We start from the raw sequence: 23203 nt of genomic DNA, 5'->3' as shown, positions 1-23203 counted from the left end.
AATCAAAATGAAAACAAGAATTGTTTTATTAGTTTTATTTGCTTTCACAATTTCAATAACTGCACAAGAAATTAATGTGCCGGTTAAAGTAAAAGATGCTTTCAACAAACTTTATCCCAATGTAACAGTAATTAAATGGGTTAAGGAAGGAAAAACTGAATTTGAGGCTGAGTTTAAGTTAAACGGAACTGCTGTATCAGTTGTAATGGATGCCGAAGGCGGTTTACAGGAAACTGAAACAGATATTACAAAATCGGAATTGCCAAAAGGTGTTGAAAAATTTGTGGCAAAGCACCACAAAGGATGGAGTATTACCGGATCAGCAAAAATTGTTGATGCAAAAGATAATATTACTTTTGAAACTCAAATATCAAAAGGCAAATCACACAAAGAATTAATGTTCACGAATGATGGAAAACTGGTTAAAAAGAACGAATCCAAATCTGAAAAAGATGAAGGGAATGAAAAAGAAGAAGATGAAAAGGACTAAAACTTCTTGTTAGCAATAGAAGGGCTGCATAAAACGCAAGCCCTTTTTTATTTTGCTAAAGCTTACTTACTGTTTGTCTGAAGTTTTAATGCAAATAGTGATGGTAAATTTGAATAGCTGCCAAATCTTTGTGCCTTAATAATTTTTTATTGATATAAAGTGAATCATCCTTTTGTGCCAGCAAGGAAGATGGGGATTGACAAAAAATGTGGGAATACATTTTCGATTCAATTTGAATCTTCAACAAAAATATCAATAAAAACAAATCTTTCCATTAATAGCAGCTATGATTCTTCAATGGACGGATAGTTTCTTATTGAATTTTCCGTTTACTATAATACTTAACATAAACAAAAAATTGATTTCGGGAAATTGTTCTTTGCTGTATGGAATAAAATACAATGTGTGGGCTTGAAAAATGAGTGCACGCGATGTACTTCCCGTACAGCTATTTTAGAATGATCATTTTACGTGTTTGTGTAAAGCTGCCGGCTTTTAATTGATAGAAATATATCCCACTTGAAAGTTTACTACCATCAAACTCAACTTCATAACTTCCAACAAGTTTTTCTTCATTAACTAATGTTTCTATTTCATCTCCCAGAATATCATAAACCTTCAAAGTTGCATATTGCTGATCGCTTATTGTATATCGGATCTTGGTACTTGAATTAAATGGATCAGGGAAATTGTGGAATAATTCAAATCCAGTATCAAGTTTTTTTATCTCGTTATTCAATTCGCTAATATCAGTAATTATATCGGTAGCTAAAATAGGATCTGCCCAACTGCCTTGTGTTAAAATTTTTTGTGCAGTAATTCTCTTTTGGAATGTTCCGTACTGAATCGTAAACCCGGTACCGAATGTAGCAACTTTTGTATTAAGTGGTATATCGAAATTATCTGAAAAATTATATTTGTTATTCGTTAATTGAATAATTCGATATTTTGATGCTCCTGGATCAAATCCAATATGAGGATGGACTATATAATCAACTTTATTATTTAAGATTGTAAATAAAGGATTATTTGTAAGGTTCATTAATAAATAATTTTTCGCCCCCGGGTTTAAATTCGTTGGAATTATCTGCAAATCAATCGTGGGAAGTGAAACGGTATCTTTGCAGAGCAGAACTGAGATCATTTCGGATTTTAAAGTATCACCGTTTGAATTGTAGAAATAAAAATTTAACTGCAGATCTTTGATTTCATCGTTTAAAGATAAATTCAATTCACCTTTGTAATAACTTTTGTAAACCTTTTGATTAATTAAAATATTATTATTTAAGACAATCGAAAATGCTGCAACATCTTCGGTCGTAAATATTTCAATTGGAATAGCTCCTTTGATTATCTGTTCATTTTTCGGATCAGTGATTATTGCTTTGTTATATTTTTTAAATGAGTACCAAACTGGGCGAGGTGTTCCATATTGATCGTTTAAACTTGCAAATTCTATTAAGCCGAACCATTCCTCCGCATTGCTATCATGATAATATTCATTGCCGCTTTTCCACCACCCATCATGATACTGAAAAACTGTTCCGCCTTGTGCACCAGCATCAATTAATTCCCGGTACATAAAAAGATCACCATCGGACTGTTGTTTAAGCGTGTTTCCACCATAACCATACTGGTTACTTGCGGTTCCAGGTGAAACCGATAAACCGAACTCGGTAACAACAAATGGTTTATTCGGAGCACGGTTGTTTTTTAAATAATGTAAATATCCGGCGTAACCATGAGAGTGTGTTAGAGTTGTTGGATTGTAGATATATGCGTTATATGCTGCAAAATCAAAAAGGTCCATTTTTATGAAATCACCAATCATCGTATTTGAAAATGAGACCGGTACGCCAGGATGCTTTTGATGAATTAATTCTATAACCGCATTCCAAAGATCGAGGAGATTTTGAGAACCGGAATCGTAAATATGAGCAACCTGCGGTTCATTCATAATTAAGTATCCGATTATGCAATCGTACTTTTTTGAGTAACTCAAAACTTCATTTACAAGATTAAGTGAAGCGGTTTGAAAAGATTGATCCCCAAAATTACCTTGAGGATCGATCCAAATACCAAATAACATTTTAAGTCCGGATTCTTCTACTAATTTCAATTCTTCTTCTTTTAATGCGCCCCATGTTCGGATTGTATTAAATCCAGCATCTTTAATCCTTTGTAGATCCTCTCTGATTAAATCAGCATTGAAACTATAAATCCAAGGGACCTGTCCTGGGCGAGTATGCGTTTCGTACCCAATCCCTTTAATAAAAAATTTGTTGTTGTCTATGAAATACCAGCCGTCAGTAATTTGAATGTTTTGTGCCTTGTAGTTGAAATTATGTAGAAGGATAATTATTAAAATGTTTAAGGCTGATCGGCTCATTTTTTTCCACAGCAATATGTTGTTGTATTAACATAACTGTTTTTTACAGAAGAAGAAATATGAGTGATTATTTTAGTGTTAGTTAAAAGAGGATTGAAAACTGTATGATAACAAACGGCTAACTTAATAGCTTGCGGTCATTATAGACTGCATAGCAGTAATGCACCTGCTGGCTAATACCAGCATTACAAATTCTATGGGAGTAATAATAATTATCTAAATTTTCGGGAGTGGTATTGCAAAATATCACTCTCTTTGTTTATACATCTCTTAATTATTATCTCCGCATTCATCTTTTTTTAACCTAAACCATTTACTAGGCTTTTTTAATTCTCTCCAATATTCAGGTTTAGTTTTTATCTCTTTAAAGGTAAAGCGTTTAAAGATCTTATCAAGTCACGTTACGCATCGTTAGATATTTGAGCCAAAAAACTCATCTCCTTAGTCCCCTTCTCTTTCAAAGAGAAGGGGGTTTGGGGTAGAGTTCAAAATGCTGCGTAAGGTGACTTATCAAGTTATTTTAATTATGGTTTGTGTTTTTCCTAAATATTGTTTTATTCCAACCTAAAAGCCGACCGAAAATTGTGAATAAATTTGCCAGAAATGATTTATTTAAATATTTACTCTATAAAAAATTTTACATAACTTATTTTACGTTTTTGAGAGTGCAGTCAAAAGCGACAGAAAAATTTTAGTTAAAGCCTTCCAAAGATATATACGGCTCGTATAAATAACGGAGTTTAGAATGTTAAGACTAAGTCTTCAAAATATATTTTCGCAAATTGAAATTGAATAAATTGAAAACAATAATAGTTGATGATGAACTTCATGGAAGGGAAAACCTTAAGAAGATCCTTGAAACTTATTGTCTTGAGATAGAAGTCCTTGGATGCGCGGATTCCGTTGTTAGCGCAAAGGAACTTGTTAAGATTCATGACCCTGATGTAGTGTTCCTCGATATTAATATGCCGGTACTTGATGGATTTGATTTCCTAAAAGAATATGATAATCGAAAATTTATGGTTGTATTTGTTAGCGCTCATGAAGAATTTGGAATCGATGCTGTAAAGGCTGGTGCAACTGATTATCTTCTTAAGCCGGTAAATATAAAAGAGCTTAAGCAAACAGTTAAAAAACTCTTGACGATTAATAATCAAAAGAGAAAAATTGAAACTGTTTATGAAACGGATAAATTAGTGCTTCCTGCAACTCATGGATTTAATATACTGGTTATTGATGACATAATCCGAATTGAAGCAGAAGGATGCTATACAAAAGTTATTGTTAAAGACGGAAAGAATACAATTATTTCCCGCACATTAAAAGATTTTGAGGAAACACTGCCGAAAGAAAAATTTTTCAGAATTCACAAATCGCATTTAATCAATTTGAAGTATATAAAAGAATATTCAAACATCAGCGGAAACTTTGTTACGATGACAGATGGAAGCAGGATTGAAATATCGCGCAGGAAAGCTCCGGAATTTATTCAAAAAATCAAGACCGTGATAAATGCTGTTTGAATATGATGAAAAAAATTTTCATAACAATCATAATCATCTTTCTATACTATACTCATCTTTATCCGCAAACACCGGCTTATTATCACTACACATCAGCTGATGGACTGGCTTCCTCAACTGTATATGATATTATTCAGGATCGAGATGGATTTATCTGGTTTGCCACAATAAATGGAATGAGCAAGTTTGATGGAAAACGTTTCACTACATTCAGTACAAAAGACGGACTTAATTCAAATTCGATTATATCACTTGTAGAAGGTAAAAATGGTGTAATGTATATTGGTAATTATGAAAAAGGGATTAATGTTTTAAGAAATAGCCGGATCGAAAACTATTGCAATGTTATTAACGGAAAAAGTTTTGCTACCTCGTATTTATTGCTTGTCCCTTCAGGAAAAGATGAACAAAAATTATACGCCTACCGTACATTAGGAAATATTAATGTTATAAAAGAAAAAGTTTCATCCAACAGATCTAGCTATAGTATCTCCGCAAATCCTATCCATATTATTAAATTAGAAAAATTACCAGGCGGAGAAATATTAGCTTTAACTACAAGTGGGTTATTTAATTTTAAAGATGATACTCTTAACAAATTGCACATTAAAGATTTGCCGGATACCACGGTTCATTGTCTTACAATGGGTGATGATGACAGTTACCTCATTGGCGCAATTGGGATGATCTACAAGATAAAAAACAACAAAGTAATCAAACGATATAAAATAAGTTTGTACGCAGATAACAATGAGGTTGTAACAATTTTAAGAGATAGAAATAATAATATCTGGTTTTCGATTATGAACAGGGGTTTCTTTTTAATTCCGAACGGTACAGATAAAATCATTGATATGGGGATTAAAATGGGACTACAGAATACTTTAGTGAATAACTATCTTGAAGATACTGAAGGAAATATCTGGGTAAGTACATTCGGCAAAGGCGTATTTTGTTTGAATAATCTTTATTTAAAAAGCTATAATGAAAATGATGGAATGAGCAGTAATAGTGTTTATTCCATAGCGAAAGAGAACTCCGGTAAAATATTGATTGGGACATTTAACGGTATAAATATTTTAGAAAATGGAAGATTCTACTATATCAAAAGCAATTCAGGGAAAACATTAACAGAAAATATAAACAGCGTTAATAATATCAATAACGATTTTTATATTTGCGGCACATTTGGTGGAAATAAAACCATAGATATTTCTTATAAAGAAATTAAAATCCATTTGTTGGTTCAAGCTTCCTTTTGTAAGACAAGTGATGGGTTTTATCTGTTTGGCCAGTGGGATAATTCCATAATAATTCAAAAAGAATTTCCATATAGAAAGGAACGATCATTGAGGTTAAATATTTTTGGAGATAGTTCTAATATAAACCGCATTAACAAAATTTTTGAGGATACACAAAAGAATGTTTGGATAGGAACTAACCTTGGCTTATGCAAATTAAACTTTCTTTCCAATAATTCTGGAAAGGCAGGCTGGAAGAAATCATTTTTTCCCTCTAATACAATTCTGAACTCAAGAATTAATTCAGTCTTTCAGGATAATGAAAACAAAATTTGGTTTACTGGTGATAAAGGCGTTGCGAATTATAACTTAAAAAATGATTCGGTTACCAGTTACACAAATATTTTAGGATACGATTTATCCTCTTCAACTTCACTGGTTTCAGATAGTAAGAATAGGATCTGGATCGGAAATATGAAGGGACTTTATTTGATTGACGGGAAATCAATTATACATCTTGACAGGAAAACGGGTCTTCCATCTGATGAAGTATTTTCACTCTATTTTGATGACAAGAAAAATTTACTTTACATCGGCACAAGCAATGGCATTTCCATTCTTGACATAAATTTATTCAACAACTATGTCCCTCGTTCACTCGATGTAAAAATAATTAGCATAAAGGCAGGGGATTCAGTTTATACAAATTATAACAAATTAGTTTTTGAGCCGGAACAACATAATGTTTACATAAATTTCAGAGCATTAAGTTTTTCTTCACCAGGTTCAATAAAATATAAATATAGTTTGAATGGTGAGTGGGGTGAAACGGATTACGATTTTCTAAATTTCATTTCTCTTGAGAATGGGAAATATGAATTGCAGATTATGGCAAAATCTCAGAATAGTGCTTGGGGGAAACCATTCAATATCATTTTCGAGGTTAAACCTCGCTTCAATGAAACTATATGGTATAAACTTGGGATAATCTCAATATTTGTTTTCATCTCTGTTTCAATTGTAACATTGCGCTTGAAACTGAAAAATAAAAAGATTCGGGAGGAATTAGCATTAACAGAAAGGATAAATGAGCTTGAACATCAGGCATTATCTGCAATGATGAATCCACATTTTATTTTTAATTCACTCAACTCAGTACAATACCTCATCAATTGCCATAGAAATGAAGAAGCAAATGATTATATAGCAATGATGGCGAAGCTTATAAGGAAAAATCTTGATACTGCAGGCAGCGGATTTATTCTTTTATCAGAAGAACTTTACCGGCTAAAGTTATACTTGGATCTTGAGAAGCTTAGATTCCAGGAAAGTTTTTCTTATGAGATCATTACCGGAGCCGATATGGACACGGCTTCTATAATGATTCCGAATATGATCATTCAGCCATTTGCGGAAAATACAATTTGGCATGGTATAATTAATTCCGGCAGTAAGGGATTGGTAACTATTTCCTTTTCATTTGAAGATGTAGATATTGATTCAGTAATAACCCGATCGTTAATAATTAAGGTTACCGACAATGGAATAGGAATTAAAGAAGCAAAGAAGAATCAAAAAGAAGATCACATTTCAAGAGGGATAAAGATTATTGAAGAGCGCCTGAGGTTATTGAGCACAAAAATGGAGCTTCCGCAGCCGATCATGTTTGAAGATTTGAGCAATGGTAACAGCAACTCTCAAGGAACCGAGGTCATTATTTCTCTTCCCCCACCACTGTATAAAATTATTATGCCGGAATAAGACCAGAATTTTCTTTCTTCACTTACCGATTAATAATTAATACCTACCGTTCGTTTACCAACACATACCATATACTTATTAGCTATTGTAGCAAAGAAACATTGAGTATATGTTTAGACAAAAACCAATAAAACAAGTGGTAGTTTGACAGTTAATAACTTTAAAGTTCGCATTCAAATTGTACTAAACATTTTAACAATTTAAGGATTAATAAATGCATTTAACCAGACCAAAAATACGTTTAAAAGATCGGCGAAAAAAAATGTATTCTCTACAAATGATTATTGCAATAGCTGCTCTATTTTTGTTCGGCAGCGGATATTGTTTTTCTCAAACTCATAAGACAGGAAAAATCATGAAGACAACCAAGAATGCAACAACTATTTATTTGGAAAAAAATGATCCCAAATTCATATCAATAAAAAAACAGGCATTCTCCGATCTGGACGAAATAGTAAAAGGATTCGATCCTGAATCTGAAAAGAATAAATTAATTGAAATCCAAACACAAACTTGGTCGGAAGAAATGAGAAATAAATGTCAGGCTATAGGTGCAAAATCAATTAATGATTATGCAGAACAAACACACTTTGATGCAGGAATGTTTATGATGATTATTACAACTATCGGAGGGTATGATCAGAAAAAGTTGGAAAAGGAATGGGAAATTAGAGCCCAATCTGCGGGTGCTGATAAATATATAGTTGAGTTCTGGGAAGATGGTCTTGCTATAAATTCAGAAGAAAATGCAGTGGCTTATGCACATGAATTAGCTAATAGTGAATATGCCAAGAAACATCCGGATGGAGATGTTGGGAATGTAGAAGTAATCAAAAAAAATTATGCTGATAATCGTAAAACTATAAATGCCGGCAAGCAGGAACGTTACCAAAAAATGATTGCTTTGCTCTATAGTGTAGATAAAGTTGGGACGGTTTCTTTTATCAATCCATTCCAGCCTTCGATAGATTTTCTTAAAAATAACAGCAAGTGAAAATGGGTGAAATAATTAAACTTAATTGTAGTATTCCAACAATACTTCTATCTATGTTTCGACAAGTAATTTGTTCAACGGATATTAAAGCAATTGTTCAGGAAGAAAAAATAAAATATGAGGATGTCAGAAATTCTATTAGATCCGGAAAGCAGGAACGATACACAAAAGTGTTGGCTTTGCTTTATGTGCAGGAAAAGAATGGTTCCATTACTTTCCACGATCCTTATCAGGAGCTGTACGATTTTGTACTCAAATAATAAATTTCAAATTTTGCCCCAGTCGCTCCGAAGGAAACATAAGGACAAGCACATGAAATTTTACTTTGAACTTGAGTTCTGAAGAAGAATAAAAAAAGAAATAAAGATTTTGGAGTGATGGGTTGTTACGAATCAATGCCATAAACAGAGGAAAAAAATGCAAAACCGAATAATCATATTGATCTTAATCTCTTCATTCATTGGTTGTAACACGACTTTTTTGAATCACAAAGACTATAATTTTAAGGTAAAAGACTTTGTCTGGAATATAAAAATTGAAGGACAAGTTGGGGAAATCTATTTGAAAGGATCAAACTTCATTTTCGGTAGAAATTGGGATTCAACATTTATTGAAATATCCTCAGACAACGGTGCTATTATTGATACTTTAAATCCGTATACAATCGAAAAGGAAAGAGAGTGTTTAATTAACGATGGTACTGGCGAATATAAAAGCGGTTACTCTCTACATAATGTTCCAGTTGATAAACAAAAATATTCAAAAGTAACTTTAAAAGATATTGACAGACAATTCCGTGGAGACTCAGAAACATTTTATCTGATTGTAAATGCCCTTTCAAATAAAGAGTTTACAATTCTATTCAATCGCAGTCAATTTGATTTCATCTCGGATATTACCTATTACAAAGATGGGAAGTTTATAATTACATATAATACAGAAGCGGCGAGTGAAGTAAATAAATATACTGTACATATTGGACTCATTGACTTGGAAAAAATAATTAAAGATGAATACAGATCGGGAACTGATTCTAAAGAAGTGTTTCGAAAAAGCGCTGACAGTGTTGCAATGGAACCAGAGATGAAAGGACTAAAAACTAATGGGACTGTCAAAATAGGTATTCAAGAATGGTCAGTTGAAAATTTAAATGTTAACAGATTTAGAAATGGTGATTTGATTCCAGAAGCGAAGACAACGGAAGAATGGATGGCGTCTGGAGAGAATGGCAATCCAGTATGGTGTTATTATGAAAATGATCCGGTGAATGGGAAAAAGTATGGTAAGTTGTATAATTGGTATGCGGTGAGTGATAAAAGAGGATTGGCTCCAGAAGGCTGGCACATACCAACTTATAATGAGTTTATAACTTTAGAAAGAAAAGTAAGCAATAACGGCAATGTCTTAAAAGAGATTGGGCAAGGTGCCGGAACAAACACAAGTGGATTTTCTGCTTTGCTTGCGGGCTACCGAGAACCCCATGGTAACTTCACTGTTTTAGGTGACTACACTGGCTTTTGGAGTTCTACGGAGCACTACGATGTTACGAACGCGTACTACGTCTACTTGTGGGGCAATGATAATAGTATCAACTTGTTCTATGGCACCAAGGAGTACGGTTTCAGTGTTCGCTGCCTCAAGGATTTTTAGGCTAAATGGTAAAATCTATTCAAAAATTAGAACGATTTAAAAAACGTTATAGAACATTTAACAAAATGAGAAATGTTTTTTACACATTAATATTATTGTCCTTTTTTAGTTGTAAAGGAACTGAATCGAGAGTAAATAAAACTCAAGAATATTTTAATTTAGATTCAATTCATACAGATTACTTGGTTAGCTTTTCAGATGATGGTCTATTTTCTCCGGGTAAATCTTGTGGTTATAGAAATTCAAAAGGAGAGATTAGTATTCCACAAGGAAAATACAACTATTGTTTTACAGATACTTTCAGGAACTTTGCATTTGTTTCTGATGATAAGTTAACCAATTCAAAAGTTGTAGCAATTGACAGAAATGAAAACATTTTATTTGATGTATACATGTTTGACAATGGTCCAGACTGGTTGGTAGACGGCTTATTTCGGGTAGTACGTAATGGAAAAATTGGTTACGCAAACAATAACGGAATTATAATTATAGAACCAAAATATGAATGTGCTGAACAATTTGAAAAAGGGATTGCAAGAGTTGCGTTGAACTGTACACTTAAAAAAGACCGATATGATCCTGAACATTATGAAATGGAAGGTGGTGCTTGGTCTAATATTGATAAAAAAGGGGACGAAGTAAAATAAACCAAACCAATCAAATCACGCTATGGAAAAAGTAACTCTGTTTTATTTAGAAAGATCTGATATTAAAATATCCATGCAGATATACTTCAATGAGAAAGACCAGTTATACTTTGATGGCTATGATATTGGTAACTCCGTTGAAAAAATTATGGGTGATTCTGATTATGAGTATAGCTATACAATAGAGCCGGAGGAAGTAAATAAGTTCTATCAAATTTTTAATTTAAAGACCGGAGATAAGTCGGGTCTATTACAAGCAATAAAAAAAGAATTTAGTGTTAATAAAGCTTACTCATTGTTTGGAGAATTTATGCGCGAGAATAATATAAAGTTTAGTAGTTTCACATGGACCTAATAGGTCATTTGCAAAATAACATTTAGGCAAATTCTTTGATGTTCAAACAGTATCTGTGTTTTATCTCTAAGTTTTTATACTTGGATCCGTTTCTGGCAATCGGTTATTTTAACAACTATTCTTCATGCCTCTACCGGGCATGTAACAAGCCTATAAAAGTCCTGTTCGTAGCCTTAGACCATTTGGATAAATTTTGTCGATTTGTCAGTCATATCTTATAAAACCAGTTTACCTCTAAACCAAAAGAATCATAAATCTACAGAGTGAAAAAAACGTTATGATGAATTCATTAAAATTTTGATCGCTAAAAATCCTATTTTACATACCGATTACTCGTAAAAACTTACCGTTAGTTTACCAACACATACCGTATACTTATTAGCTATTGTAGTACTGGAGCAAAGTGCATACGTTTGATCAAAAATCTAATCGACTAAATTGAAAACTATAAAAAAGCTAATTGATTTATTTACAAAAAAGCAGTCTAAGTCTGCCCCACTTTTAATTATAAAGAAGGAAGTAGATGAAGTTAATGTAAAAGAATACAAATCAATTGAAGAAGCAATCGCCGATCTGGAAAACGATCCGAACGTTCCATCGGTTAAAATCGAAAAGTTAAGATCGTCTCTAAAAAATCTGAAGAACAAAACTTCCATTAAGATTAGGAACGGCGAGATAATATAAATCCTTGCTGTTTGGGGACCCCAATTATTAATTCAATTAAAAAATAACTACTTATCAATCAATGTTGGTGTAATATGCAAAAACGATTTCTGTTTTTAACATTATTTTTCTTTACCGGGTATTGTTTTGCACAAGTGTCGGTAAAGCTTCAACAACCTCCGCCTAACCAACTTAGCGTAACAGATATATGGAAATTAACTCTAATAAATTCAGGTAAAAATTCTATTCAGATAACACTAAATGGAACATTAGAAGAAGCAGGGGATGGAATAATTGTAGAAGGGAATTCAAAACCGATAAGCTTACCTCCTGGAATGAAGAGAATTACATATGATGATATTAAAACCGGGAATGTTAATTTCAAATCAGGGAAATGGCGAGAAGCATTTACCCGAACTGGCAATGCACCTTCAGGTGATTATACAATTTGTATTCGTGTAAAAAGTGAATCTGGTGAAGAAATTGGAAGCGATTGTATTAATCAAAAAGTGGAAATTTCTTCTCCACCTACACTTATTTCACCTGTTGATGGAGAAAGTATTCCTGCTGAAAAGCCACCGACATTTACCTGGTTACCTCCAATGCCGGCTCCTTCAGGACAAATGACGTACAAATTAAAGATAGTTGAGACAATTGGAAATCAGTCTCCTGAAACCGCTATTCAAAGAAATTCAGCGTGGTTTGAGAAATCAGAAATTAGAACAACAATGTTTCAGTATCCGGTATCAGCAAGAAAATTTGAAACAGAAAAGAAATATGCATGGCAGATTTTTGCTGCTCAGAATAATTCTTCTATTACTTCCAGTGAAATTCGAAGGTTTGATTTTCAATCAGGTAATAATAATTTAAAAAGCCTTATCATTACTACTAATGATAGTACCGGTAGTAGTGGTAGTAGTAATACACAACTGCCGGCATCAGGCTGCCAATCTGTACCGCAAGCGGCTACAATTACAAACCAAATACCTTCATCAAAGGTTGCGAATGATTTTGTTCAGCAAATTATCAAAGTGGGTCTTTTTAGTATGAAGGTACTTGCTGCTTCCGGCAATAGTTCTGCACTAACCGGAACAGGTTCTATTCTGGTTCCCTGGCTTAAAACTCCTGTAGCCGTAGAATTTAAAAACATTAAAGTAAATACGGTTGATGAATTATATGACGGCAATGTAATAACCCAATTCGATCAAACACCGGATACATGGCCCCAGCAGTGGTTAATAAATGGTGCCGGTTCATTTAATTGGACAACAGCTAAAGTAAAAAAATTAGATCATTGGCTGCACAATACATTAAGTAATTATCCTTCAGTAAATAAGCTGGTTAAAGATTTTGACCTGGCACAGATGGTTCAAGACAATACAGATACTCCGTTAAAACTACCCTTAGGAATTAATAATGCAGATGGATACACAATTGCTATATCAGAAATGAAATTTGAACCAACCTCAGCAAAATTAAATTGTCTGGCAATATTTCCTGTTAATGAGTATAACGATAGTGTAGGATTTAAAGGGTCTGATATTATATTTTCAACCGGAGGACCTTCGCTTCAATCCGGCAAACTTGGGCTGATAGATGACGCAACTTTTATTGGGAATGTTCCTAACGGTGATTCGTATACTGTCTTAATTAAGAAAGAACAAGGGGCTTCGAACGGAACTTTTATCTCGTGGGATTGTGAAGGCTTTCGTGAATTAAATATTGATTTGGATGTTATGTTTCCAAGGAGCTGGTTAAAACCTGTCCCAGATAATGGTACTGATAAAGCTAAATGTAACATTGTAACCAACATTGTTAAATGGGATGACTGGATTATAGCGGCGAACCTACCCAAATGCACAATTTCAGGAACACAGGGAATGGAACTGGAGGTAACTTCGTTTTATTATGACCACTCTAACTTAAGAAATCCTGATTCATTATCGTTCCCCGCAAATTATCCTGCAGGTGCTGATACAGGTGTAAGTTTCACCGGGTTTTTTATTAAGGAAGCTAAAATAAAATTTCCCGATAATTTTAAAACATCAACTCAGAATATTACTGTTAATATTGAAAACATGATTATTAATAAACAAGGATTGACTGGGAAGGTTTTGGCAAAAGATATTTTTACTTTCCCAAATGGAAATATATCCGGGCTTGGTGCAAGTTTAGATACTCTGAAACTTGAAATAGTTTGCAGCTCTTTAACAAATGCTTACCTGCGTGGAAAAATTGTTCTGCCGGTATCAGAAGTTAATCCGCTTAATTCACTTCCATTTAAAGCAACATTTGCAGCAAATAATGGATTTCTATTTACTATTAAACCTCAAGGACCGATAACCGCAAAATTTTTCTCTGATGCAAAGCTTGTATTGGCTAATACTTCAACCATAAATTTTTCAATTAACAACAGTACTAAATTCGACATTAACTTAAACGGAAATTTTGAATGGGCAAATATAAATATTGGTCCGGTTAAAAATGTAAAAATGGCGATGGATTTTCAGAATGTTGGACTTAGCTATATGGACAGCACAAACTATCACAATTTTACTTTCAACATAGGTACGTGGAGTTTTGCAAGTCCGCCAAAATTTCTGGCAAATTTTCCTGTTAGCATAAATTATATAAAATTCAAGATGAAACCGAAACAAGGAACTGAAGTTATAAGGGGAGGTGTATCATTTTCAATTATTGTAAATCTTGATGAAAAAATTGGAGGTACATGCGCTTTATCAGTGATTGGAGCTATTGAAAAAGATGCTGTTACCGGCAAATTCACTCCAACATTTGTAGGTGTTAATTTAGATACTATTAAGGTGTTTGCAAATTTATCTGCTGTTAAGCTGGATGGTAAAATAGCTTTCTATAGTGCCGATCCTGTTTATGGAAATGGATTTATGGGTAGCATTAAAGCAACCATAAACTCCATAAAGACAGAGATTAGTTCTACTTTAAGAATGGGTTCAACAAATTACAATAACGGAAGTAACTTCTTTAGATACTGGTATGTTGACGCTAAAGTGATTCTTCCAAAAACCTCAGGAATTCCTTTCATGTCCGGATTGGCTTTTTATGGTTTTGGTGTGGGTGTATGGAGAAGAATGACCGTTTTGAACATGCCGCCGCTTAATCCATCTGACGTTGAAAATGCAGCCACAACTACTAACACAACTAACTCCGGCGCAACTTTCACCCCTGATAAAAACATCGGACTTGGTTTGAGTGTACTTGCAGTAATAGGCACCTATCCTGAGCCTAAAGCCTTTAATAGTGATGCAACTTTAACGGGAGAGTTTTCTCTTGCTGGCGGGCTTAACATGATAAAATTTAATTTTGATTTTTGGTGTATGGCTGAGTTAACTAAGAGAAGTGATGCCACTATTTTAGGTAATGCTTACGTACAGTATGTTCCTCCAACTAAAGTATTTTCATTAGTAGCTAATGCCTTAATAGATAAACCATCGGTTACGACGAGAGGAATTGGAAATCCTAATGACAGAGTAAACCTGGCTCTGAATATAAATGGAGCAACCAGTAAATGGTATTTTATCTGCGGTACACCATCTCAACCAAATAATGTTAAAGTTTTAGGAGTAACTGCCTGGGAATATACATTAGTCGGTAATGACATCGGGCAATTTATTAAACACGGTTTTCAGCCTTCAACTATTGCTGGTTTAAATAGCGTTGGGTTTGCAATTCCAACTGTACAAACAACAATACCATCTGAATCATCCACAGGTAAAGGATTTGCTTTTGGAGTTGGGGTTAACTTTAGTAATGATAAATCCATTGACATAGTTTCTTTACCAAGAGGTGAAGTCTATCTTAAGTATGGTGCTGGAGGAGGTTTTGAAGTTAATTTATCTTTACTTCAATATCCACAAAACACCGTCTGTGGCGGCACTTCACCTATTGGTTTCAGAAGTTGGTATGCCCTGGGCGGTGTTGCTGCCTGGTTTCATGGATATGTTAAAGTTACAGTACCTACAAAAGATGCCTTCTATTGTACCGTATGTTGCGGTACTGAGCCCGGAACTTGTGATTATACTTTTGCAGATATAAAAGCAGGTTTGCAGGTTCAGGCTGGTTTTCCGAATCCTGTATGGATAAATGGATCAGCACTTGTTTCGGTTAATATTGGTAATGGATTTATTAATTGGTCTAACTATGTGGATGTTAGTTATGGAACGCAATGCATGCCTGCACCTTTACCCACTAATCAAACCTATACGCAGGAAGATGCCACACAGCAAATCGGAGATATGATAATCAACATTGATACACCTCCTTCACCAGATAGATTTGATCCCGGTAAGAAAATTGGTGTTATGTTTGGCTTTACTCCTAACGAAGCATTTGATGTGCAGGAAAGGCAATCTGATGGTTCAATAGTAAACAGAACTTTTCAGGTTAGATATTATGCTGCTTTAACTTCATTAGGTCCGGCACCATTAAATCAGCCAACAACTACACCAACATCAAATGTTAGTCAGGTTTCAAATCAGAACTTCCAAACATTAAATCGCTTTAACCAAACAGCGGTCTCAACTTCTACAAATCAACTTAGTAGTCAAAATCGTAACACTGCAAGTATAATTCCTCTTGTAAGAAGTGCCGGAACAAATTCACTTGGACAATATGAATATTACATACAAAGAAATTTTGTGATGACAAATTACAGAAACCTTGAAGATACGACTCGTTATAAGCTGACCTTAAAAGCAGAACTATGGGCAATACAACAGGGTACAACTAATGTTTGGGAAAAGGCAAAATCAAATAGTGGTAATTTCATAACCGAAACAAGAATTGCAAATTTCAGCTCCGGAGTTTTACAGCAGACAACCATCCAGCCACCATCCCGGAACAATTATCAAAATAGATTAACTTCCCAAAATTCCATGAACAACAACTCATCTTCCACCAATAATCAACTAAATATACACAGGTAAGATAATTATGAAATTAATAAAAATAATTATGCTGGTACTTTCTCTTCAGATATTTTCTTTTGCACAAAAAGATACAGGAATATTGGAAAAAGATAGTGTTAGCGTTAATGATTTGAATGAAAGCCTTAGAACAAAGATTGGAATTATCGCAAGAACATATTCTGATTCCGTAATCGTTCGATGGGCAGTTTCCAAACCGGCAGTATGGGATTTATGCAAAGAACTTGGTTTTATTCTGGAACGCGCACCAATTTTGCAAACTGGTTTATACGGTGAATTTAAACCGGTTAAACAAGGTGTATTTAAACCCTGGACTGACGAGCGATGGGAAGCGTACTTTAAGGTAAGACCGACAAGAATTGATACCACCGAAGTTGACTATGATGCTTTCGCATATATGTTTGGATCATCAAATCAAAATACAACCAATGTTAAAAAAGAAACATCAACTGGTAATGAACTGCAAGACTTAAAAGATAAAAAAAGTAAATATGGTTGGCAGATACTATTTGCTATGCTGTCGGCAAACAGCAGCTCTAATTCGGCTGAGGGACTTGGATTAAGATATGTGGATAAAGATGTGAAGCGCGGTGAAAAATTTGTATATAAAATAAAATTAGCAGGCAAATCACCTGTTTACATTATTGAGGACGGGCTTGTTGAAGTAAAAGTTGAGCAATATAATCCGGACTTTGCAAAACAAAATCTTACCTCTTCGGAAAATGAAGGCAGTATAGGAATAAACTGGAAAGCAAATAATCAATTATCCTTTTACAAAGTTGAACGCTCTGATGATAATGGTAAGACATTTAAAAAGTTAACAAAAGCTCCATTGTTAACTATGAGAAATAAAGCTGATGCTATTGATCCATCTGAGGGCTATCTGGACACTTTAATTGTAAATTACAAACCATATTTTTATAAAGTTTACGGCACTACTTCATTTGCGGATAATGTTTTTATAGGTGAAATAAAAGCTATGGGTAGAGACAGAACACCTCCGGAACAACCATTCGCCCCACAACCTGAGCAGATAAATGACAATGAAGTAAAAATAAAATGGCAAATGAGAGATAATCCCGCAAGAGATCTAAAAGGATTTTACATAGGACGCGATACTTCAACTTCAGGTGAATTTAAATACATAACAAATCTATTACCTCCCGTTTCAAGAGAGTATATTGATAAAACTTTTATAAAAGGCGGAAATAATTTTTATTTAGTAGAGGCTGTAGATACAGCCGGTAATATTAGCCAGTCCTATCCTGTTTATGTAGCTTTAAATGATACTGTTCCTCCTGCAAAACCAATATGGTTCAAAGGTACAATGGATTCTAATGGTGTAGTTACTTTAGTACTGAAACCAAATGTTGAAAAAGATTTGATGGGTTACAGAATATTAAAATCCAATTCTCCCCAACACGAATTTTCATCTATTATTGAATCATTCGGAAATGATTCTATAAACTATACGCGAATTACAGAATTCAAAGATACTGTTTCGCTTAACACTACAACTTCATATGTTTATTACCGTGCAACGGCTCTTGATAACCGTTATAATGAATCCAAATTCTCCAACGTAATAGCTATTCGGAGACCCGACATAATAGCTCCTGTTGCTCCAGTTATAATTGATGTTGCTGTTACCGACAAATCTGTGACATTGTTTTTCGTACCAAGTACCAGCGAAGATGTAAAATATCATGTTGCATTTCGCAGAATATTGGGGGAAGCAAAATGGGATAGTCTTTCTAAAATGGGGCGGGCTGACACTATTTTTATCGATAAAAAAGTTAAACCAAATATTATGTATGAATACTCTTTGCTTGCAGTGGATAGTTCGGGATTGCGTTCCAAGTTATCATTTCCGGTAACCGCCAGACCATACTATACTGGTGTACTTCCAATAGTAAAAAATTTGAAAATACAATATGATGATAAGAAAAATGAAACAACGCTTAATTGGAAATATGAAAATTCTGAAGGAGTATATTTTGTCGTCTATCGCTCAATCGGAAATGATTTACCAGGCAGGTACGCTACGATAAAGGAATCGGAATCAAGAATTTTTACGGACGGAAAGTTAACATCCGGAAAAGGTAATTACACATACGCAGTCAAAGTTTTCGATAATTTAGGCGGCGAATCAAAAATGAGTGAGATGGTAAATATATATGTCAAATAAAAACTATTCACCAAGATTTTTTATAGAATATAAGCAGTTATGCAAATTTATTATTCTGTTAATCCTCTTAAGCACACAATCAACTGCAATAGCGCAGGTAATTGTTGTGCTTCAGCAGCCACCGCCGTACCAATTCAAAGTAGAAAATATGTGGAAGGTTACATTAATAAATCCTACTAACACAACTTACAAAGTATACTTGAAAGGAACGGCAACTGAATCATTAAAAGGACCAATTGTAGCTGCAACAACAGCATCTTTTTTATTGCCACCGGGACTTAAAATTATAAATACTCACGATCTAATGCCTCTGCAAATTGAATCAACAAACAGTAAATATTCTGATGTTGTTAAAAATATTGGTGGTGTGCCTACAGGTGAATATGAGATATGTGTTGCTGTTATAAATACTGAAACTGGCAATCAACTTGGTATGCAGTGCATGCAGGCGGCGGCTCAAAATCTATCACAGATTGAAATTCTTCAACCCGAAAACGGTGCTGTCTTTGAAAAGAGAATCTCAATTGATATCAAAGATTATGAATTAGAAAAGAAAATATCTCCAGGGACTAGAGAAGGTGACACAGTAGAAAATTACGCAAAGAAAATCTCTCCGGGAACTAGAGAAGGTGACACAGTAGAAAATTACGCAAAGAAAATCTCTCCGGGAACAAGAGAAGGAGATACAACCTGGACGGATCCTATAATTGTAGGCAACCAGTCGGTTCGTAAAAATTTATCTGAAAACCGGAACGAAGCTCCTCCCATCCTCACTTTTAGTTGGCTGCCCCCATCTCCTATTCCTCCCGGAGTTAGAGCAACGTATTCTATAAAAATTACGGAGATATATGGCAATCAATCTTCCTATGATGCAGTATTATCGAATCCTGCATTCTTTAAAAATCAAAATATTTATTCTAATGTTTTTTTATATCCAGTCGCAGGCAGAAGGTTTCAGAACAACAAACGCTATGCATGGAAGGTTAACGCTTATCTAAACAACGTGTTGGTTTCAGAAAGTGAAACTTATGAATTTTCTTTTACTGATAATTCCAAAAAGAATTTACAAGTAAAACAGCTTCTGAATATACCTGATGAAGCGGCAAAGGTATTCCATTTAAGAGGAGATCAATCTTTCCTTTCTTATAAGCAACCTTTGCTGCTTGCATCAACAGACAATTCACAGTTGCTTAATATGATTTATGATAATAAAATGGAAAACGAAATAAAACCATTTTCATTTTCTGGAAATGCAAAATTAAGTTTTGATGCCGGTTACAAAAGCTTGCCGTTTTCAGAGTTGCCTAAAAATATTTTAACTGCGGAATTGAATCCCTCTGTTGCAATTTATGGACTTCCATTCACGGCAAATTTTCTTATCTCTACACAGCAGGGATCGGGCAGGCAAAGTATAAACAGCTTTAGTTTTAATTTTGACCTTAATAGCTATAAGGAACAACTTAAATCGAGGTTGGAAGATAAAATTTCAGAACTGGCATCGGGATGGGAGAAATTATTACTGGGAATAAATACTTTGGGGATTGGAACAAATTATCCTTCATATTCTGATTATACATTAAAAGGTGTTCCTGTTACCGGGATTAATGTTGAATTAAATCCGGGTATTTTTTATGCGGCTTTTGCTGCTTCAAAAAATCAGCGTAGTATTGAAAATATTGCTTATCAAAGGAGTCTATATGCAGGAAGGCTTGGAATAGGAAAAAAAGATTTATCTCATTTCTTCTTTACAGGATTATATGCTAAGGACGATGAAAATTCAACAACAGTTTTACCCGATAATTTAACATTGACTCCAAAAGCTAATTATGTTTTGGGTACTGAAACAAAACTGACTTTATTTGATGAACTTATTCTTATTGAAGGCGAAGGAAATGTTTCGGTACTTACGCGTGATACAAGAGATGCCGACTTTGAAAGCAAATCGATTCCAAATTGGATTAAGAAAATGATTACTCCAAAAATCAGCACTTCCTTTGATTATTCTTATACTGGTAAAATGTCTTTTAACAATCCTGGATCTGCAACCCGTATTTCTTTTGGCATGAAAATGATTGGACCAGGTTATGCATCGCTTGGCGCACCGAATTTGAGAAATGATCAATTTGCCTACGAAGGAAAAGTAGAACAAGGATTATTGGCAAGAAAAATTTCTATAAGTTCATTTTTCAGAACATCACACGATAACCTTATTGAATGGAAAAGCTCAACTACTACCACTACTGCATTTGGAATAAATCTTGGACTGAATTTCCCCAAACTTCCTTTCCTGCAGGTTTCTTATTCACCTTATATTCAGAAAAATAACAATCAGGTTCCTTCACATCAAATTGAAAATAAAACGATAATGTTCTCCGCTGTTACCGGCTATACCTTGCTAATTGAAGAATTTAATTTTTTAACAAATGTAGCTTACATCCGTAATGAAGCAAAAACTTTAAATGGTTTATCTGATTACCGCACCAATTCAGTTTCAGTAACAGAAGCAATAAGTTTTGATAAACCAATATCATTTGCAGGTACGTGGGGAATAATTAAAACAACTTCTCCATACTATTATTCTAATATCAACAGTTTCGATTTTAGCATAAACGCAGCATTTATGGAATTTTTATCCAATACTTTAGGATTAAACATCGCCTACGAGTGGTCCGCAAACAAAAAAACAGGGGTTTATTTGAATACTGCAATTTCTATCTTAGAAAATATTAATCTTAACGCAAGGTTAGAAGAGACAGTATATAAAGATCTTGTTGACACCTCGCTTAATTATAATGAACTGATATTTAATGTTGTGCTAAATGTTACATTTTAAGATGGATATGAAATAAATTGAAAACTTTGTCGATCTCTGCAAGATTATTAAAAGAAGCCCATAAAACTTTATTGAGTGGTGTAAGAGGTGAACATAGAAATCCCGGTGAATTCAGAGCAAGTCAAATCTGGATTGGCGGAGCTACACTTAAAGATGCTACATACATTCCACCAGTTCACACAGAGGTGAATGAGCATATGGGTGATCTGGAAAAATTTTTGCATAATGATCAGATAGATGTTCCGGTTCTGATAAGAGCAGCTATTGCTCACTATCAGTTTGAAACTATACATCCCTTTCTTGATGGTAATTGAAGAATCAGACGTTTATTAATAACTCTTTACTTGGTCAGTTCCGGTTTGCTATCAAGACCCTCACTTTATTTATCTGATTACATTGAGAGGCATCGCCAACTATATTATGATAATCTGAATCTTGTTAGACTTAAAAATGATATGCTTCAATGGATTAAGTTTTTTCTTGTTGGCATTATTGAAACCAGCGAAAAAGGAACTGATACGTTCAGTTCAATACTGAAACTTAAAGCAAAGATTGAGAATGCTAAACTTCCGGAGCTTGGAAAGAAGTTTGCAACAGCAAAACTGTTAATGAAATATCTATATAAAAAAACTGTTGTTACTGCACAAGAAGTTCAGAAAGAATTAAAAGTATCGATGCCAACAGCAAACGCTATACTCTCTGATTTTGAGAGACTATGAATTTTAAATGAAAAAACTGGCTGGAAGAGAAATCGGGAGTTTGAGTTTACAGAATATTTGAAATTGTTTAAGGATAACTAAAGAATGACCACAGCACCAATAGTTCAACGAGCTTTTAAAATGAATAATTAAGAATTAATAGTTGTAGCAAATGAAAAATAAAAGCCCGATACAAATAAAAAGTTATCAATTTGCATTAAGAATTGTTAAACTTTACAAGTATTTAGTTGAGGAAAAAAAAGAATTTATCCTTTCAAAACAGATATTAAGAAGTGGTACAAGCATTGGGGCAAATGTTGAAGAAGCTATCGGAGGTCAATCCAAGGCTGATTTCATAGCAAAACTTCAAATTGCTTTAAAAGAATCTAGAGAAACTCATTATTGGCTTCGTTTACTAATAGATAGTGGTTATCTGGATAAAAAATTTAGCGTATCAATTTTAAATGATTGCGAAGAATTATTAAAACTGCTTATCGCAATTTTAAAAACATCAAAAACAAAAAAATAATTATTCACTGTTAATTAATAAGTCACGTTACGCAGCATTTTGAACTCTACCCCAAATCCCCTTCTCTTTGAAAGAGAAGGGGACTAAGGAGATGAGTTTTTTGGCTCAAATATCTAACGATGCGTAACGTGACTTAATAATTAATTCACAAATAGCACCACATCGTGCACACTTTTTAGTGATACTATTAAAGCAAGAGATCGTGCACGAACATCCCCATGGGGATGTTACCGATGTTTAGTAAATAATTAATTGCACAACATCGTACACACCTGCCTACC

Annotated in this window: 16 protein-coding genes; 15 read left to right on the top strand and 1 reads right to left on the bottom strand. The window is 34.0% G+C overall.

What is annotated here, in order from left to right:
- Positions 1-7: 7 nt before the first annotated feature.
- On the top strand, positions 8-490 hold the full coding sequence (locus NTX22_08715; protein ID MCX6150589.1) for a hypothetical protein: 483 nt from the start codon (positions 8-10) through the stop codon (positions 488-490).
- A 448-nt stretch (positions 491-938) separates the two neighbouring features.
- On the opposite strand, the gene NTX22_08710 is transcribed toward NTX22_08715, so the two are convergent.
- Positions 939-2879, bottom strand: coding sequence for a T9SS type A sorting domain-containing protein (locus NTX22_08710; GenBank protein ID MCX6150588.1), 1941 nt, complete (start codon positions 2877-2879; stop codon positions 939-941).
- A 797-nt stretch (positions 2880-3676) separates the two neighbouring features.
- Here NTX22_08710 and NTX22_08705 point away from each other — a divergent pair.
- The 14 genes from NTX22_08705 (at position 3677) to NTX22_08640 (ending at position 22922) form a co-directional block, all read left to right on the top strand.
- Entirely contained in the window at positions 3677-4402 is a 726-nt protein-coding gene (locus NTX22_08705) for a LytTR family DNA-binding domain-containing protein (GenBank protein ID MCX6150587.1), read from the top strand.
- A 2-nt stretch (positions 4403-4404) separates the two neighbouring features.
- The gene (locus NTX22_08700) at positions 4405-7404 is read left to right on the top strand and encodes a histidine kinase (GenBank protein ID MCX6150586.1); all 3000 of its coding nucleotides are present in this window, start codon (positions 4405-4407) and stop codon (positions 7402-7404) included.
- A 262-nt stretch (positions 7405-7666) separates the two neighbouring features.
- Positions 7667-8398: a hypothetical protein gene (locus NTX22_08695; protein ID MCX6150585.1), complete on the top strand. Its 732-nt coding sequence runs from the start codon at positions 7667-7669 to the stop codon at positions 8396-8398.
- A 2-nt stretch (positions 8399-8400) separates the two neighbouring features.
- Positions 8401-8658, top strand: a complete 258-nt coding sequence (locus NTX22_08690) for a hypothetical protein (protein MCX6150584.1) — start codon at positions 8401-8403, stop codon at positions 8656-8658.
- Between the two features lie 157 nt (positions 8659-8815).
- Positions 8816-10048: a fibrobacter succinogenes major paralogous domain-containing protein gene (locus NTX22_08685; GenBank protein ID MCX6150583.1), complete on the top strand. Its 1233-nt coding sequence runs from the start codon at positions 8816-8818 to the stop codon at positions 10046-10048.
- 5 nt (positions 10049-10053) lie between these two features.
- The gene (locus NTX22_08680; protein ID MCX6150582.1) at positions 10054-10695 is read left to right on the top strand and encodes a WG repeat-containing protein; all 642 of its coding nucleotides are present in this window, start codon (positions 10054-10056) and stop codon (positions 10693-10695) included.
- 22 nt (positions 10696-10717) lie between these two features.
- Positions 10718-11050, top strand: coding sequence for a hypothetical protein (locus NTX22_08675; GenBank protein ID MCX6150581.1), 333 nt, complete (start codon positions 10718-10720; stop codon positions 11048-11050).
- Positions 11051-11488: 438 nt separating this feature from the next.
- Positions 11489-11734: a hypothetical protein gene (locus NTX22_08670; GenBank protein ID MCX6150580.1), complete on the top strand. Its 246-nt coding sequence runs from the start codon at positions 11489-11491 to the stop codon at positions 11732-11734.
- 74 nt (positions 11735-11808) lie between these two features.
- A complete protein-coding gene (locus NTX22_08665; protein ID MCX6150579.1) occupies positions 11809-16674 on the top strand; it encodes a hypothetical protein in 4866 nt (1621 codons plus the stop codon).
- A gap of 7 nt (positions 16675-16681) precedes the next feature.
- Positions 16682-18862 (top strand): hypothetical protein, encoded by a 2181-nt coding sequence (locus tag NTX22_08660; GenBank protein ID MCX6150578.1) that lies wholly within the window; start codon positions 16682-16684, stop codon positions 18860-18862.
- A complete protein-coding gene (locus NTX22_08655) occupies positions 18852-21695 on the top strand; it encodes a hypothetical protein (protein ID MCX6150577.1) in 2844 nt (947 codons plus the stop codon). The genes NTX22_08660 and NTX22_08655 overlap by 11 nt, the downstream gene beginning before the upstream one ends.
- A gap of 17 nt (positions 21696-21712) precedes the next feature.
- Entirely contained in the window at positions 21713-22009 is a 297-nt protein-coding gene (locus NTX22_08650) for a Fic family protein (protein MCX6150576.1), read from the top strand.
- A 45-nt stretch (positions 22010-22054) separates the two neighbouring features.
- Positions 22055-22414, top strand: a complete 360-nt coding sequence (locus NTX22_08645) for a hypothetical protein (protein ID MCX6150575.1) — start codon at positions 22055-22057, stop codon at positions 22412-22414.
- Positions 22415-22565: 151 nt separating this feature from the next.
- Positions 22566-22922 carry a four helix bundle protein gene (locus NTX22_08640; GenBank protein MCX6150574.1) on the top strand — a complete coding sequence of 119 codons (357 nt, stop codon included), beginning with the start codon at positions 22566-22568 and terminating at the stop codon, positions 22920-22922.
- Positions 22923-23203 lie beyond the last annotated feature (281 nt).

The sequence above is a fragment of the Ignavibacteriales bacterium genome, assembly GCA_026390815.1.
Taxonomy (GTDB): Bacteria; Bacteroidota; Ignavibacteria; order Ignavibacteriales; family SURF-24; genus JAPLFH01.
Note: the sequence above shows the minus strand (reverse complement) of the source record. Positions and strands in the feature narration are given on the sequence as shown.

Coding starts and splice junctions, on each gene's coding strand:
- NTX22_08715 (MCX6150589.1), top strand. CDS start 8: ATGAAAACAAGAATTGTTTTATTAGTTTTATTTGCTTTCACAATTTCA.
- NTX22_08710 (MCX6150588.1), bottom strand. CDS start 2,879: ATGAGCCGATCAGCCTTAAACATTTTAATAATTATCCTTCTACATAAT.
- NTX22_08700 (MCX6150586.1), top strand. CDS start 4,405: ATGATGAAAAAAATTTTCATAACAATCATAATCATCTTTCTATACTAT.
- NTX22_08695 (MCX6150585.1), top strand. CDS start 7,667: ATGTATTCTCTACAAATGATTATTGCAATAGCTGCTCTATTTTTGTTC.
- NTX22_08690 (MCX6150584.1), top strand. CDS start 8,401: ATGGGTGAAATAATTAAACTTAATTGTAGTATTCCAACAATACTTCTA.
- NTX22_08685 (MCX6150583.1), top strand. CDS start 8,816: ATGCAAAACCGAATAATCATATTGATCTTAATCTCTTCATTCATTGGT.
- NTX22_08680 (MCX6150582.1), top strand. CDS start 10,054: ATGGTAAAATCTATTCAAAAATTAGAACGATTTAAAAAACGTTATAGA.
- NTX22_08675 (MCX6150581.1), top strand. CDS start 10,718: ATGGAAAAAGTAACTCTGTTTTATTTAGAAAGATCTGATATTAAAATA.
- NTX22_08665 (MCX6150579.1), top strand. CDS start 11,809: ATGCAAAAACGATTTCTGTTTTTAACATTATTTTTCTTTACCGGGTAT.
- NTX22_08660 (MCX6150578.1), top strand. CDS start 16,682: ATGAAATTAATAAAAATAATTATGCTGGTACTTTCTCTTCAGATATTT.
- NTX22_08655 (MCX6150577.1), top strand. CDS start 18,852: ATGTCAAATAAAAACTATTCACCAAGATTTTTTATAGAATATAAGCAG.
- NTX22_08640 (MCX6150574.1), top strand. CDS start 22,566: ATGAAAAATAAAAGCCCGATACAAATAAAAAGTTATCAATTTGCATTA.